This window comes from Streptomyces sp. AM 4-1-1, from assembly GCF_029167625.1.
GTDB lineage: Bacteria > Actinomycetota > Actinomycetes > Streptomycetales > Streptomycetaceae > Streptomyces.
Window position 1 is genome coordinate 1,336,021 of the sequence record NZ_CP119145.1, and the last position, 15,496, is coordinate 1,351,516.

Below are 15,496 nucleotides of genomic sequence, written 5' to 3' on the forward strand. Positions count from 1 at the left end.
CAGTGATGACCATGAAACTTCATGGCACTGTCGTGCGACAGAGAGCCCTCACCCTGCTGCGGGGTGGGGCGCGGAACGCCGATGTCGCGCGGCAGCTGAATGTACCGCTCGGCACTGTCTCGTACTGGCGCCATATGGATCGCGCCAAACGCGGGGAATGCCCCGGCTCGCACGACCCAAAGTGCCCAATTTGCGACGGTCGGCCTTTGAACGAGTCCTCGTACGTCTATCTACTCGGTCTCTACCTCGGAGACGGGCATATCAGTCAGTACGCAGGCCACCGGGTGCCCAACCTGATGATCACGTGTGACGACGGATGGCCCGGCCTCATGGATGCCGCCGAGGACGCGTTGCGCGCAGTCTTCCCGGACAACAAGGTGTGCCGTGTGCGCAAGGTCGGCTGCCACAACATCAAGGTGTACTCGGCACATCTGGAGTGCCTCTTTCCCCAACACGGACCGGGAAGGAAGCACGAGCGGAAGATCGCACTCGAAGCCTGGCAGCAAGAACTCGTGGACATACATCCGTGGGAGTTCGTTCGCGGGCTGGTCCACTCCGACGGGTGCCGAAACCTGAACTGGACGACTCGGACCGTCGGAAGCGAGCAGAAGCGATACGTGTACGCAAGGTACTGGTTCACGAATGTCTCCGACGACATCAGAAAGCTCTACACGGACACGCTCGACAAGCTCAACGTCGAGTGGAGACATTGTCACCGTGCCGGCAGGGCCTACAACATCTCCGTCGCCCGCAAGGCGTCCGTCGCTCTCATGGACGCCCACATCGGGCCGAAATACTAAGACGTCGGGCGCTGCTTCGGGCTGTCGTCCTCGCCGATGTGGTGCACGCGGACCAGGTTGGTCGAGCCCGCGACGCCCGGTGGGGAGCCTGCCGTGATGACCACGACGTCGCCCTTGTCGCAGCGGCCGATCCGGAGCAGTTCCTCGTCGACCTGGGCCACCATCGCGTCCGTCGAGTCGACGTGGGGGCCCAGGAATGATTCGACGCCCCAGGTGAGGCTGAGCTGGGAGCGGGTGGAGGTGTCCGGGGTGAAGGCAAGCAGTGGGATGGGTGAGCGGTAGCGGGACAGTCTGCGTACGGTGTCGCCGCTCTGGGTGAAGGCCACCAGGAACTTCGCGTCCAGGAAGTCGCCCATCTCGGCGGCGGCGCGGGCCACGGCGCCGGCCTGGGTGCGGGGTTTGTTGCGTTCGGTGAGGGGTGGCAGGCCCTTGTCGAGCAGGTCTTCCTCGGCCGCCTCGACGATGCGTGCCATTGTCCTGACGGTTTCGACGGGGTGTCTGCCGACGCTCGTCTCGCCGGACAGCATCACGGCGTCGGTGCCGTCGATGACGGCGTTGGCGACGTCGGATGCCTCGGCGCGGGTGGGGCGGGAGTTGTCGATCATCGAGTCGAGCATCTGGGTGGCGACGATGACCGGTTTGGCGTTGCGTCTGGCGAGCTTGATGGCGCGCTTCTGGACGATCGGTACGTCTTCCAGGGGCATTTCGACGCCGAGGTCCCCGCGGGCGATCATGATGCCGTCGAAGGCGGCGACGATGCCGTCGATGTTTTCGACGGCCTGCGGTTTTTCGATCTTCGCGATGACGGGGAGGTACCGGCCTTCCTCCTTCATCACCTGGTGGACGTCCTCGATGTCCCGTCCGCTGCGCACGAAGGAGAGGGCGATGAGGTCGGCGCCGGTCCGCAGGGCCCAGCGGAGGTCGTCGATGTCCTTGTCGGAGAGGGCGGGGACGGAGACGGCGACGCCGGGGAGGTTGACGCCTTTGTGGTCGGAGACGAGGCCGCCTTCGATGACGGTGGTGTGGACCCGGGGGCCGTCGACCGAGGTGACTTCGAGGGTGACTCGGCCGTCGTCGATGAGGATGCGTTCGCCGGTGGTGACGTCGTCGGCGAGTCCTTCGTAGGTGGTGCCGCAGGCGAAGCGGTCTCCTTGGACCGGTTCGACGGTGATGGTGAAGGTGTCGCCGCGTTCAAGGAGTACGGGGCCTTCGTGGAAGCGTCCGAGGCGGATCTTCGGGCCTTGAAGGTCGGCGAGGATGCCGACGCTGTGGCCGGTCTCGGTGGCGGCCTTCCGGACGCGGTGGTACCGCTCCTCGTGTTCGGTGTGGTCGCCGTGGCTGAGGTTGAGGCGGGCGATGTCCATTCCGGCGTCGACCAGTGCCTTGATCTGGTCGTAGGAGTCGGTGGCGGGGCCCAGGGTGCAGACGATTTTTGCTCGGCGCATGGTTTGAGCCTAGGGCTTACCGATGGGTAGGCAATTGGCCGGGGGTGACTGCTCAACGGCCTTTGTGTGAAGGGTTATTGACAAGTGTTGAATTGTGCGCGGGGGTGCTCCGATGAGCGTGTTTCAGAGTTCGGGGGGTGCCAGGGTGAAGATCGCGTCGACCTGGGCGTGGACGGTCTGGCGGACGGGTTCGAGGTCGATGGGTCCCGCGTCGCCGTTCTGGGGGGCGGGGCCGCTCATGGCGAAGCGTGCTCCTGCGCTCGCGAAGCCGCCGGGGGCGGGGTTGTGTCCGGTGGTTCCGGTGTCGGCGAGTTCGAGGAGGGCGACGACTCGGGTGCCGAGTGCGTCGGCGTATTCGTGGGCTCGTTGGAGTGCTTCGTGGACGGCTCGGCGTCGGGCCAGGGCGTGTACGGGTGATTGGGGGCGTAGTGACCACCAGGGGCCTTCGACCTGGGTGAGTTCTTGGTCGGCGAGGCGGGTGGTGAGTTCGCCGAGGGTGGTGAAGTCGCTGAGTTCGAGGGTGATCGCGACGCGTCCGTGGTAGGCGTGGATGCGTTCGCCGCGGCCGTGGCGGGTGAGTTCGGGGGTGATGGAGAGGGAGCCGGTTTCGGTTTTTTCGATGGTGTCGCCGTAGCTGCGGATGAGGTCGAGGAGTTGGGTGTTGCGGTGGGTGAGGGCGTCGAGGGCGGTGCGGCGGTCGGTGCCGCGTGCGGTGATGGTGATGTGCAGGCGGGCGATTTCGGGTTCGACTTCGAGGCGGCCTTCGCCGCGTACGGAGAGTTTGGGGGCGTCGGGTGTGCCGTGGGGTTGTGGGGTGGTGGTCATGGGTCCACTGTCGCATCGCGTGGGGTGGTGGGGTGGGTTTCTTGGGGTGTGGGGGGTGGTTGCCCGGTCCGGGTGTGTGGGTTGGGGTGGGTCAGCTGTGGGTGAGGGGGACTCGGGCGTGGCCCTGGGCGGGGATGTGGGGGGTGGTGTGGGGGGTGAGGCCGAAGGTGGTGAAGGCGGTGCGTTCGGGGAGGGGGTAGGGGTTGGTGCGGGTGAGGTCGTTGAGGATGGTGGCGCTGCGCCAGGCGGCGAGGCCGAGGTCGGGGGCGCCGACTCCGTGGGTGTGGCGTTCGGCGTTCTGTACGTAGACGTTGCCGGTGACGGCGGGGTCGAGGACGAGGCGGTAGCGGTCGTCGATGGCGGGGCGGTGGGCGGTGTCGCGGCTGAGGTGGGGGTCGAGGCCGGTGAGCATGGCGTCGATGGGGCGTTCGCGGTAGCCGGTGGCGAGGACGACGGCGTCGGTGACGAGGCGGTCGCGGGTGGTCTGCTGGGTGTGTTCGAGGTGGAGTTCGACGCGGTTGCCGGGGAGGCGTCCGGCGGTGCGTACGCGGACTCCGGGGGTGAGGGTGGCGTCGGGCCAGCCGCCGTGGAGGGTGCGGCGGTAGAGCTCGTCGTGGATGGCGGTGATGGTGTCGGTGTCGATGCCTTTGTGGAGTTGCCATTGTTGGGGGACGAGTGCGTCGCGTACGGCTTCGGGGAGGGCGTGGAAGTAGCGGCTGTAGTCGGGGGTGAAGTGTTCGAGGCCGAGTTTGGAGTACTCCATGGGGGCGAAGGCCGGGGTGCGGGCGAGCCAGTGGAGTCGTTCGTGGCCGGTGGGGCGGGCTCGGAGCAGGTCGAGGAAGATTTCCGCGCCGGATTGTCCGGAGCCGATGACGGTGATGTGGTCGGCGGTGAGGAGGCGGTCGCGGTGGTGGAGGTAGTCGGCGGAGTGGATGACGGGGACGGTTTCGGTGTCGGCGAGGGGTTTGAGGGGGGTGGGGATGTGGGGTTCGGTGCCGACGCCGAGGGCGATGTGGCGGGTGTAGGCGCGGCCGAGGGCTTCGGCTTCGCCGTCGGTGTCGAGTTGGGTGAAGTCGACTTCGAAGAGGGCGCGGTCGGTGTTCCAGCGGACGGCGTCGACCTGGTGGCCGAAGTGGAGGCCGGGGAGTTGTTCGCTGACCCAGCGGCAGTAGGAGTCGTATTCGGTGCGGTGGATGTGGAAGCGTTCGGCGAAGTAGAAGGGGAAGAGCCGGTCGCGGCTGCGGAGGTAGTTGAGGAAGCTCCAGGGGCTGGTGGGGTCGGCGAGGGTGACGAGGTCGGCGAGGAAGGGGACTTGGAGGGTGGCTCCGTCGATGAGGAGTCCGGGGTGCCAGCGGAACGCGGGGCGTTGTTCGTAGAAGGTGGTGGCGAGGGGGTGTGGGTTGCCGGGGATGCCGTGGGCGAGTGCGGCGAGGGAGAGGTTGAAGGGGCCGATGCCGATGCCGATGAGGTCGTGCGGTTGGTCGGGTCCGTGGGTGGGCCGGTCGGTCATCGGGGAGTGCTGCCTTCCGCGAGTTCTGCGACGAGGTTGTTGACCAGGTCGATGAGTGAGTGGAGGTCTTCGGGGGTGGTGTGGGGGTTGAGGAGGGTGGCTTTGAGCCAGAGGCGGTGGTCGGTGTGGGCGCGGCCGAGGACGGCGTGGCCTCGGGTGAGGAGGGTGCGGCGGATGGTTGCGACGGTGTGGTCGTCGGTGTTGGTGGGGCGGAAGAGGACGGTGGTGATGGTGGGGCGGTCGTAGAGGTCGAGGCCGGGGGTTTTTTCGATGAGGTCGGCGAGGTGGTGGGCGGCGGCGCAGGTGCGGTCGATGAGGTCGGCGAGTCCGTGGCGGCCGAGTGCTTGGAGGGTGACGGCGATTTTGAGTGCGTCGGGGCGGCGGGTGGTGCGCAGGGAGCGGCCGAGGAGGTCGGGGAGTCCGGCGTCGGTGTCGTCGGTGGCGTTGAGGTAGGGGGCGTGGTGGTGGAGGGCGTCGAGTCGGTGGTGGTCGGGGACGGCGAGGATGCCGGCTCCGGCGGGTTGCCAGCCGAGTTTGTGGAGGTCGAGGGCGACGCTGTGGGCGCGGTCGAGTCCGTGGAGTTTGGTGCGTTGGTCGGGGCTGAAGAGGAGGGGGCCGCCGTAGGCGGCGTCGATGTGGAGTTCGGCGCCGTGGGTGGCGCAGAGGTCGGCGATGTCGTTGAGGGGGTCGATCTGTCCGGTGTCGGTGGTGCCGGCGGTGGCGGTCACGAGGAGGGTGCGGTGGGTGTGGCGGAGTTGGGTGAGGGCTTCGTCGAGTGCGGCGGGGTCCATGACGCCTGCGGGGGCGGGGACGGTGAGGGGTTCGGGGAGGCCGAGGAGCCAGGCGGCGCGGTCGATGCTGTGGTGGGCGTTGGCGCCTCGGACGGTTTGTACGGGTCCGTGGTGTTCGCGGGCGAGGAGGAGGGCGAGTTGGTTGGCTTCGGTGCCGCCGGTGGTGATGAGTGCGTCGGGTGAGGGGGTGTGGGGGTAGATCTCGGTGGCGAGTGTGGTGGTGATGTCGGCTTCGATGGTGGAGGCGGCGGGGGCTTGGTCCCAGGAGTCCATGGAGGGGTTGAGTGCGGAGGCGGCGAGGTCGGCTGCGGCGGCGAGGGCGAGGGGTGGGGTGTGGAGGTGGGCGGCGCAGTGGGGGTCAGCGGGGTCGGCGGCGCCTTCGGTGAGGGCGGTGACGAGGGTGAGGAGGGCGTGGTGGGGGCCGGTTCCGTGGTCGGGGAGGACGGGGTGGGTGGTGGCGCGGGTTCGGGGGCTGACGGTTTCGGGGCCGCCGGCGGGGAGGGGGCCGTCGCGGCGGGTGGCTCCGTCGTGGAGGGCGGTGAGGACGGTGTCGAGGAGGGGGCGGAGGGCGGCGGGTCCGGCGGTTCCTCCGGCGAGGGGTGGGGTGGGCATGGTGGTGTGACCCTTCGGGTGCACGGCGGTGGACCCACCAGCTTGTCCGGTTTTCGCGTGGCACGGCCGAGAAGCCCGAAGTTTTGAACTCGAAAGGGTTATTGACTCCCGGTTTCTCGGCGTTGTCGTGTGTTCATGTGCTATGGGTGCGCCCGGCTCCCCTGGGGTGGGGGGCCGGGCGCTGTGGTGCGGCGGATGTTGTGTGGTGGTGGCCGGGTGCTTGATGGTCCGACGTGGTGGTGGGCCGGGTCAGTGGGTGGTGGCGCGTACGGAGGCCGCGCGCCGCAGGTCGTCGAGCTGGTCGATGAGCTGGCGGCGCAGGGCGGGCAGGAGGTCCGGCGTGTCGAGGGCCTGTTCGCCGAGGCGGAGGCTGTCGGGGTCGACGGCGTGCACGGGGAAGAGGTGGCGGCCGGCGGCTTCGGCGATGGCGGGTCCGCGGCGGGCGGCGAGTGCGGTGGCGTCGGAGTAGAAGCGGGGGACGTACTCGCGTAGGAGGTCGGTCTGTTCGGGCTGCCAGAAGCCTTGGGCGGTGGCGACGAAGAGGTAGTTGGAGAGGGTGTCGTCGGTGAACAGTGCGTGCCAGGCGGTGGCCTTGGTCTCGGGGGTGGGGAGGGCGGCCCGGCAGCGGGCGGCGCCTTCCTGGCCGGTGGCGCTGGGGTCCTGGGCGAGTTCCGCGGCGATGGCCGTCTCGTCGGTGGCGCCGAGGACGGCGAGGCGGGTGAGGACGCGCCAGCGCAGTTCGGGGTCGAGTTCGGGTCCGCCGTGGACGGTGCCGTTGCTGAGCCAGTCCTGGAGGGTGTCGGGCTGGCTCGCGGCGTCGATGAGGTGGCGTACGGCGGTGAGCCGCAGTCCGGGGTCGGAGCCGTCCTCGGTGCGGCGGATGAGGTCGCGGCAGAGGGCGGTGAGCGTGGCGAGGGCGGCGGGGCGGTCCTCGGGGCCGGTGTACCGGTCGGCGATGCGGGTCGACGCGAAGGCGAGGACGCCTTGGACGACGGCGAGGTCGGTCTCGTACGGGAGGTGGGTGCGGGCCGTGTCCAGGTAGGTGAGCGGGGCGAGTTCGCCGTCGCGGACCATGTCGCGTGCGGTGTTCCAGACGACCGCGCGGGTGAGGGCGTCGGGGAGTCCGGACAGGCCGCGTACGGCCGTGTCCCAGGATTGCGGGTCGAGGCGGACCTTGGCGTACGTCAGGTCGCCGTCGTTGAGTAGGACGAGGGCGGGGCGGCGGCCGGCGAGGGTGTGCGCGGGTTCGTCCCGCGGTACGTCGAGTTCGAAGCGGTCGCGTGGTACGAGCCGTTCCTGGCCGCGGGTGCTGGTGTCGAGGGTCCGGTCGTAGGTGCCGACGGTGACGCGGTGCGGGCGGCTGCCGTGGTGGTCGACGGCGAGCTGCCAGGAGGTGCCGTCCTCGGCTTCCGTGATCTGCGGGGTGAGGGTGTCGACGCCGCTGGTGCGCAGCCATCGTTCGGCCCAGGCGTGGACGTCGCGGTCGGTGGCGGAGGCGAGGTTGTCGATGAAGTCCGCGAGGGTGGCGTTGCCGAACCGGTGCCGGGCGAAGTGGGTGTTGATGCCTGCGAGGAAGTCCTTCTCGCCGAGCCAGGCGACGAGTTGGCGTAGCGCGGAGGCTCCCTTGGCGTAGGAGATGCCGTCGAAGTTGAGCATCGCGGACGCGGTGTCGGGGACGGCTTCCGGGTCGGGGGCGACCGGGTGGGTGGAGGGGCGCTGGTCGGCGTCGTATCCCCAGCCCTTGCGGGCGACTGCGAAGTCGACCCAGGTGTCGGTGAAGCGGGTGGCCTCGGTGAGGGTCTGGAAGCCCATGTACTCGGCGAAGGACTCGTTGAGCCAGATGTCGTCCCACCAGGTGAGGGTGACGAGGTCGCCGAACCACATGTGGGCCATCTCGTGTGCGATGACCATGGCGCGGGTCTGGCGTTCGGTGTCGGTGACGGCGGAGCGGTAGATGAATTCGTCGCGGAAGGTGACGAGGCCGGGGTTCTCCATGGCGCCGGCGTTGAACTCGGGGACGAACGCCTGGTCGTAGGAGTCGAAGGGGTACGGCTCGTCGAACTTCTCGTGGTAGCGGTCGAAGCAGGCGCGGGTGATGTCGAGGATCTCGTCGGCGTCCTCGTCGAGGTGGGGGGCGAGGGAGCGGCGGCAGTGGATGCCGAACGGGAGTCCGGCGTGCTCGGTGGTCACGGAGTGCCAGGGGCCGGCGGCGACGGCGACGAGGTAGGTGGAGATCAGTGGGGTGGGCGCGAGTGTCCAGCGGCCGTCGCCGTGGTCCTGGGCCAGGGCGTTGCCGAGGACGCTCCAGCCCTGGGGGGCGGTGACGGTGACCTCGAAGACGGCTTTCAGGTCGGGCTGGTCGAAGGCGGCGAAGAGGCGCTGGACGTCCTCCATGAAGAGCTGGGTGTAGACGTACGTCTCGCCGTCGGCGGGGTCGGTGAAGCGGTGCATGCCTTCGCCGGTACGGGAGTACCGCATGGCGGCGTCGACGCGGAGTTCGTGGTCGCCCTCGGTGAGCCCGGTGAGCGGGTAGCGGTTCGCGTCGAGGGCCGCGGGGTCGAGTGGCTGTCCGTCGAGGCTGATCGCGCGCAGCGTGGCGGGCTTGAGCTCCACGAAGGTGTCCCCGGCCGAGCGGGTGGTGAACCGGATGGTGGTCCGGGAGTCGAAGGTCTCGTCCCCTCCGGTGAGGTCGAGGTCGACGGTGTACCGCTGTACGTCGAGGAACTGGGCTCGGGTCTGCGCTTCGTCGCGCGTCAGTACGGACATGGGCCCATGCTGCCGTACGGGCCGGGCGGGGCGCATGTGGGTTCTCGCTGGGCGGAGCGGGGCCGGGGTCCGGGCCCGGGAGGCCCGGTCTGCGGGGCCGGGGGTCCGGGTCCCGGAGGCCCGGCCTGCGGGGACCGGGCCTCCGGACCCCCGGGTCGGGGCCGTGGGGAGTCGCCCCGGCCCGGGGGTCGGAGAATCGCGGTCGGGGAATCGCGGGCAAGGAGGAGAAGGGGGCGACGAGAAGGGTTCGCGGGGAGCCGTTCAGGCGTGCGGTCCTTCGTGCCCTTTCGTCGACGCCTCCGCGATCCGTTCGTGGTGCCGGATGACCTCGGCCACCACGAAGTTGAGCAGTTTCTCGGCGAACGCGGGGTCCAGTTTGGCGTTCTCCGCCAGTTGCCGCAGCCGTGCGATCTGCCGGCTCTCGCGGGCCGGGTCGGCGGGTGGGAGCCGGTGCTCCGCCTTGAGGTGTCCGACCTGCTGGGTGCATTTGAAGCGCTCGGCGAGCATATGGATGACAGCGGCGTCAATGTTGTCGATGCTGTCGCGCAGCCGGTTGAGTTCCGCGCGTACGGACTCGTCGATGTCACTCGTGGTCATGGTCGTCGAGCTTAGACGGCCGGGCCGGGCGTCCGGTCGTCGGCGGAGGTCTCCGGCCCGTCGCCGGTACCGGAGTGCCGTCCGTCGCTGCTGGGGGCCGCCGCGACGCGCGCCGGGGGCCGGACCGGTACCGGTGCGTACGACCCGGCGCGAGGCGGTCCGGCCGGGGTACGCGGTCATGGTCCGGGAGGCGGGAGGGGCGGGCGGCGCAGGCCGGGAGGCGGGAGAGCGGGCGTACACAGGCCGGGAGGCAGGAGGCAGGCGGGCCACGGGTCCCGGGCGTGTTCGCGCGGGCGCTCCGGGGCTAGGCGTGGACACCGGGGGTATGCCCGGATGCCGGGGTACGTGGCGGCGCCCGAAGCCACCCGCGCACAGGCGAGGCCACCCGCCCACAGGCCGGAGCCGCCCGCGCACGAACCGCGAGCACGCGGGCACGGACCGGGACGACCCCTCGGTGGACACGCCCGCACGCCTACAGTGAAGGCCGGTCGAACGTCAGGAAGGGAGGTCCGGACGTGGCGGACACCGGCCATGGCGCCCACGGCAGCGCCCCCGCCGACGGGCCGGGGGGCGGTCGGCCCGGCGGGCAGGTCGTGCACGGCTTCCCGCACCTCGACACCATCGGTTCGGCGATCACCGCGCTGTACCGGCGGCTCTCCGCCGACGGCGTCCGCGGATACGCCCCGAGTCTGCTCCCCTCCGACGCCGCCTTCTCCGATCAGGACGATCTCCATCTGGGCGCCCAGCGGGTGGCGCGTGAGCTGGTCCGTCATCTGCGGCTGCCGGACGCCCGGGTGATCGTCGGGTTCCGCGCGATGCGTCATGCGGCGAGCGTCGAACTGGCCGCCGGGCCCGAGTACTTCATAGAGCTCAACGAGCGGTTCCGCACCCACCGCAGGGACATCGGCGCCGCGCTCTCGCACGAGATCACCCATGTGCTGCTGCACCGGCTTGACCTCGAACTCCCCGGAACCCGCGACAACGAGATCCTGACCGACACCGCGACGACCTATCTGGGTGCGGGCTGGCTGCTGCTCGACGCGTTCCGGGAGGACGCCGTCTCCAGCCAGAAGCTCGGCTATCTCACCCCGGAGGAGTTCGGATACGTCCTGGCCAAGCGGGCGTTCGCCTTCGACGAGGACCCGTCGCCGTGGTTCACGAGCCCGCAGGCGTACACCGCGTACACGAAGGGGCGGGCGCGGGCCCTGCGCGACCTGCGGCAGCCGCCCCTCGCGGCGGCCGGCTGGGCGGGCCGGCGCCGCTACGCCAAGGACCGGCGCCACGCCCTGGACCACCCGGGCGCGGGCCGGGCACCCGATGTCGGATATGCCTTCGAGTCGGGCCGGGACGGTCCGGCCGGGCTGCGGGTCTCCTTCGACTGCCCGGTCTGCCATCAGCGGCTGCGGGCCCCGGTGCGCGGCAGGGTGCGGGTCCGGTGCGGGCTGTGCCGCACGGTGCTGGAGTGCGACACATGAGGGGGCGGGACACCGGGGGTTCGGCCCGGGAGCGGGTACGCGTGCGGGTACGGGTGTCGGCGCCCGTAGGGTCGAAGCATGACGAAAGAGCCGATCGCGGACGCGCGGAACCTGTTCGAGGCGTTGCACGACGGTGAGGACGCGGTGCTGCGGCTGCTGCGCGCCGGGGTGTCCCCGGAGTCGGTCGACGAGGACGGCACGACCGTCCTCTACCAGGCGTCGGTCGAGGGTCTGACCGGTGCGGTGCGGCTGTTGCTCGCGGCGGGCGCCGACCCGGACCGGGCGAGCGGGCCGGAGGCCGGGGACCTGCCCCTGTGCGGGGCGGCGTGCGGCGGCGGCGCCGAGGTCGTCGACGCGCTGCTCGCCGCCGGGGCGCGGCCGGATCTGCCGGAGCAGTTCGGTTTCACGGCGCTGCGCTGGGCGGTCGGTCTGGGGTACTCGCGGATCGTGGAGGCTCTGCTGTCCCATGGTGCGGACCCTGATCTGGCGGGCCCGGAGGGTGATCCTCCGCTGGTGCTCGCCGCTCGGCGGGGTTCGGTGCGCACGGTACGGGCGTTGCTGCGGCACGGGGCGGGTTCGCGGTCCGGCGCGCTGGCCGAGGCTCGGCGGACGCTCGCGGTCGATGTGGCGGAGGAGATGCGGCGCGGGCTGATCGAGACGTACGGGGCCCACGAGGTGGTCGTGGACCGGGCGGTCGTCGACGGCGGGGTGACGGTCACGGTCGAACTCCTGCGGGGCGGGGAGCCGTTCGCCGGGCGGGACCAGCAGACGGGGCACGGGGCCGTCGCGACCGTGCTGGAGGGGGAGCTGGGCATCCGCGTGCCGGCTGAGGAGTTGGCGGTGCGGGCGTTGCGGGGCGGCGGTCCGGAGCTGGACGACTGGCACGAGCAGGTGTCCGCGCTGTGGTCGCGCGGCGATGAGGAAACGTTTCTGGCCGCGGCGGCCTGGTGCGCGGCCGGTGATCCTGCGCTGCGGGCGTTCGGCGCGGACGTGCTGGGGCGGCTCGGGTTCCGGGCGGACGAGCGGCCGTTCGCCGCGCGTGCGGTGCCGCTGCTGCGGGCGCTGGCGCGGGAGGCGGACGACCGGGAGCCGGTGAGGGCGGCGGTGACGGCGCTCGGCCACCACGGTGACCGGTCGGCCCTGCCGGAGATCCTGCGCCACGCCGGGCATCCGGACCGGGGGGTGCGGTACGCGGTGGCGTCGGCGCTGTCCGGACTGGCCCCGGCCGACCGGGTGGACGGTGTCGCGGCACTCGTGGCGCTGAGCGGGGACACCGACGCGAGGGTGCGGGGCCGGGCCGCCACAGCGCTCACCGAACTGGGCGGGGGCGGGAGTTGAGCGGGATGCGCGGCGCGGGCCGGGAAGGTACGGGGGCTGGTTATCGGGCGGTCGAGGAGGCGCTGAGCTCCCGGGCGCGTTCGTAGGTGCTCCGTGCGGTGGCGTTGCGGAGGTGGGGGCGGAGCCGGGACTTCATCACGGTCACGCGTTCGTCGGCCCGGCCTGACTGGATCAGCGGGTAGTCGTCGAGTACGCGGTCCCAGGTCGCGCAGGCGGCTTCCAGGTGGCCGACTTCCAGCTGGCGTTCGGCGAGGAGGGAGTCGTAGCGGACGCGGGTCCTGCGGTAGACGCCGTGGCGCAGGCGCGAGGATTCCTGGAGGTTCCTGACGGAACCGGCCACGTCGCCGAGGCCGTGTTGGACCTGGGCCACGTGATAGGCGAGGGAGGAGGTGTCGTAGCTCCCGAACGCCTTGGCACGGGACTCGGCCTGTTCCATGGCGGCTTCGGCCTCGCTGATGAGCCGCAGCGCGTTGCGGCGGTCCCCGCTCACGGCGTAGGAGTGGGCCTGCTGGCCGGCGAGGAAGGCGCGCATGCGGGGGCCGGCGGCCGGGGAGGCCGCTGCGGCGGCGTCCGCGAGGCGCAGGGCCTGTGTGCCGTGGCCGAGGTCGACCGCTTGCAGGCTCATGCCGCGCAGGGTGGTGCAGTAGGTGAGGTGGTCACCGGCGGCTCCGGCCATTTCCAGGGCCTTGGTGCAGTAGCGCTGAGCGAGCCCGTGCAGGCCCTCGTCGACGGCCATGTAGCCGGTGAGGTACAGCAGGTCGGCGGTTGCTGACAGCATGCTCTTGCGGACGTCGTCGGGGGCGTCGGCGCGCAGATGCGGTGCCACCGTGTTCACGAGGAAGGCCGCCGCCATCGGGCGTGCGTGGCGTCCACCGAACATGTCGTCCAGCTCCGACAGTTTCTCGGTCATGGCGGTGACGGCATCGACCTCGGCGAATCCGATCCGGTTGCTCCTGCCCGTCTGCACGTCCTCCAGGCGGCGCACGGTGTCCTGCCAGGCGGGAATGGTCAGCGCGACGCTGAACAGGGCGGAACCGAGTACGCCCCGCCGTGACGGGTCCATGTCCTGCCTCCCCCAGCTCGATCAGTCCTTCCACCGCCCTGACGAACCGGGCGTCCCAGCCCGCTTCACCGGGCAGGCCGGTGAGCCCGTGTTCGGCTGACACTCGGCCACCCTGCGGACCTTCCCCGTACTGGCAGGCTTGCAAGGATTTCAAGTCGTGGGATCGCTTCCACCGTACCGCTGGGTGTGATCGCGTGGTTGCGTAGTGCGCACACGGAGCAGGGGCCTTCGCTCGCGGAGTGCGGCAGTGGTCCGCGGCTGATCGCCGGCCTCACCGATGGAGCGTGGGGCCGGCACTGTCCGAAAGCCCCTTCCCGGGAAGGCGGTAAGGCCCCGGGACCGTCGTCATCGGGGACGTACCAAAGGGCGATACGCACGGAAAAGAGGGGGCGCCCCCGCCCTCCGGCCGAGACGCCCCCTCCCCGGCCCGCGCGGCACTCCCGCGCGGGCCGCGCCGAACTAGGCGGCCCTGCGGCCGCCCTCGGCGCCACCACGTGCGCCACCGCCGGCCGTTCCACGGCCGCGTGCGGGGGCGCCGCCGCGTCCGGAACCGCCGGACCGGCCGCCGCCACCGGCTCCGCGTGCCTCGCCACGGCCGGCACCCGCACCGCGTGCCTCGCCGCCGCCACGGCCCGCCCCGCCGGCGCCCCGGGCCGGAGCGCCGCCGCGTGTCTCGCCGCCGGCGCCCTGGGAGGCGCCACCACGGCGGCCGCGGGCGCGGCTGCCCGGACGGGAGGACCCGGCCGCACCGCCCGCACCCGAACCGCCCGCGCGCGGGCGGGCCTTCGGCTGCGTCGGCTGCGGGACCTCTATGATCACGGCCACTCCGGACGGCTCACGGGCCCCGGTGATCCGGGCCAGTTCCTCGTCGCTGGAGGAGACCCGGGTGGTGCGCGGGGCGATACCCGCGTCCGCCATCAGCCGGGTCATGTCCCGCTTCTCCTCGGGCAGCACCAGCGTGACCACGCTGCCGGACTCCCCCGCGCGGGCGGTGCGCCCGCCCCGGTGCAGATAGTCCTTGTGGTCGGTGGGCGGGTCCACGTTGACGACCAGGTCGAGGTCGTCGACGTGGATGCCCCGGGCCGCCACGTTCGTCGCGACCAGTGCGGTGACCTCACCGGTCTTGAACTGGTCGAGGGTCCTGTTGCGCTGCGGCTGGGACCGGCCGCCGTGCAGGGCCGCGGCCCGTACCCCGCTGGCCAGCAGCCGCTTGGCGAAGCGGTCGGCGGCCCGCTTGGTGTCCACGAACATGATCACGCGGCCCTCACGGGCGGCGATCCGGGTCGCGACGGCCTTCTTGTCGGTCTCGTCCGCGACATGCAGCACGTGGTGCTCCATGGTCGTCACCGCGCCCGCCGACGGGTCGACGGAGTGCACCACGGGGTCGGTCAGGAACATCTTGACCAGCCGGTCGATGTTCTTGTCCAGGGTCGCCGAGAACAGCATCCGCTGTCCGTCCGGCTCGACCTGCTTGAGCAGCGCGACGACCTGCGGCATGAAGCCCATGTCGGCCATCTGGTCGGCCTCGTCGAGGACGGTGATCGCGACCTGGTCGAGACGGCAGTCGCCGCGCTCGATGAGGTCCTTGAGCCGGCCGGGGGTCGCCACGAGGACTTCGGCGCCGCGGCGCAGCGTGGCGGACTGCTTGGTGATCGACATTCCGCCGACGACCGTCGCGAGCCGCAGGTTCACGGAGGTCGCGTACGGGGTGAGGGCGTCGGTGACCTGCTGGGCCAGCTCACGGGTCGGTACGAGCACCATCACGAGCGGTGCGCGCGGTTCGGCGCGGCGCCCGGCGGTGCGCGCGAGGAGCGCGAGTCCGAAGGCGAGTGTCTTGCCGGAGCCGGTGCGGCCGCGGCCGAGGATGTCCCGGCCCGCCAGCGAGTTCGGCAGGGTGGCGCCCTGGATCGGGAAGGGGTCGGTGACGCCCTGAGCGGCAAGGGTCTTCAGCAGGGCGGCGGGCATGTCCAGCTCGGCGAACGCCTCGACGGCGGGCAGTGCGGGGGTCGTGGTCTCGGGCAGGGCGAACTCACCCTGCGGCGGCGTGGCCTTGCGGCGGGGTGACGCCTTGCCGGTTCCCTTGCCGGAACCCTTTGCGGTTGCCTTCGCCTGGTCCGTGGTGCGCCCCCTCGGCGGGCGGCTGCGGACGGGTCGGTCCTGGCGTTCGGAGCGGGTCATACGGAATTGCCCTCCTGGGGATTCCTGGGTGCTTCCTGGGGTACTTCCGGGTGTTTTCCCGGGCGCTTCCCGGGACAGCACAAACCGGGACCCGCA

11 protein-coding genes are annotated in these 15,496 nt (G+C 71.2%); 3 read left to right on the plus strand and 8 right to left on the minus strand.

Going from position 1 to position 15,496, the window contains the following annotated elements; translation table 11 throughout:
- Window positions 1-11: 11 nt before the first annotated feature.
- Window positions 12-800, plus strand: a complete 789-nt coding sequence (locus tag PZB75_RS05520; RefSeq protein ID WP_275534158.1) for a helix-turn-helix domain-containing protein — start codon at window positions 12-14, stop codon at window positions 798-800.
- Here PZB75_RS05520 and pyk read toward each other — a convergent pair.
- The 6 genes from pyk to PZB75_RS05550 form a co-directional block, all read right to left on the minus strand.
- The gene (gene pyk, locus PZB75_RS05525; RefSeq protein WP_275534159.1) at window positions 797-2,245 is read right to left on the minus strand and encodes a pyruvate kinase; all 1,449 of its coding nucleotides are present in this window, start codon (window positions 2,243-2,245) and stop codon (window positions 797-799) included. The genes PZB75_RS05520 and pyk overlap by 4 nt on opposite strands.
- Before the next feature lie 123 nt (window positions 2,246-2,368).
- The gene (locus PZB75_RS05530) at window positions 2,369-3,070 is read right to left on the minus strand and encodes an SIMPL domain-containing protein (protein ID WP_275534160.1); all 702 of its coding nucleotides are present in this window, start codon (window positions 3,068-3,070) and stop codon (window positions 2,369-2,371) included.
- A 91-nt stretch (window positions 3,071-3,161) separates the two neighbouring features.
- Entirely contained in the window at window positions 3,162-4,580 is a 1,419-nt protein-coding gene (locus PZB75_RS05535) for a SidA/IucD/PvdA family monooxygenase (protein WP_275534162.1), read from the minus strand.
- Complete coding sequence (locus PZB75_RS05540; protein ID WP_275534163.1) at window positions 4,577-5,983, minus strand: aminotransferase class V-fold PLP-dependent enzyme; 1,407 nt, start codon at window positions 5,981-5,983, stop codon at window positions 4,577-4,579. The genes PZB75_RS05535 and PZB75_RS05540 overlap by 4 nt, the downstream gene beginning before the upstream one ends.
- Window positions 5,984-6,232: 249 nt before the next feature.
- A complete protein-coding gene (gene pepN / locus PZB75_RS05545) occupies window positions 6,233-8,749 on the minus strand; it encodes an aminopeptidase N (RefSeq protein ID WP_275534164.1) in 2,517 nt (838 codons plus the stop codon).
- Window positions 8,750-9,010: 261 nt separating this feature from the next.
- On the minus strand, window positions 9,011-9,346 hold the full coding sequence (locus tag PZB75_RS05550; RefSeq protein WP_275534165.1) for a chorismate mutase: 336 nt from the start codon (window positions 9,344-9,346) through the stop codon (window positions 9,011-9,013).
- A 593-nt stretch (window positions 9,347-9,939) separates the two neighbouring features.
- On the opposite strand from PZB75_RS05550, the gene PZB75_RS05555 reads away from it, so the two are divergent.
- Window positions 9,940-10,821 carry a hypothetical protein gene (locus PZB75_RS05555; protein ID WP_275538599.1) on the plus strand — a complete coding sequence of 294 codons (882 nt, stop codon included), beginning with the start codon at window positions 9,940-9,942 and terminating at the stop codon, window positions 10,819-10,821.
- Between the two features lie 78 nt (window positions 10,822-10,899).
- Window positions 10,900-12,159 (plus strand): ankyrin repeat domain-containing protein, encoded by a 1,260-nt coding sequence (locus PZB75_RS05560; protein WP_275534166.1) that lies wholly within the window; start codon window positions 10,900-10,902, stop codon window positions 12,157-12,159.
- A 40-nt stretch (window positions 12,160-12,199) separates the two neighbouring features.
- Here PZB75_RS05560 and PZB75_RS05565 read toward each other — a convergent pair whose 3' ends face one another.
- Window positions 12,200-13,222, minus strand: a complete 1,023-nt coding sequence (locus tag PZB75_RS05565) for a transcriptional regulator (RefSeq protein ID WP_275534167.1) — start codon at window positions 13,220-13,222, stop codon at window positions 12,200-12,202.
- Window positions 13,223-13,681: 459 nt separating this feature from the next.
- Window positions 13,682-15,400: a DEAD/DEAH box helicase gene (locus PZB75_RS05570; RefSeq protein WP_275534168.1), complete on the minus strand. Its 1,719-nt coding sequence runs from the start codon at window positions 15,398-15,400 to the stop codon at window positions 13,682-13,684.
- Window positions 15,401-15,496 lie beyond the last annotated feature (96 nt).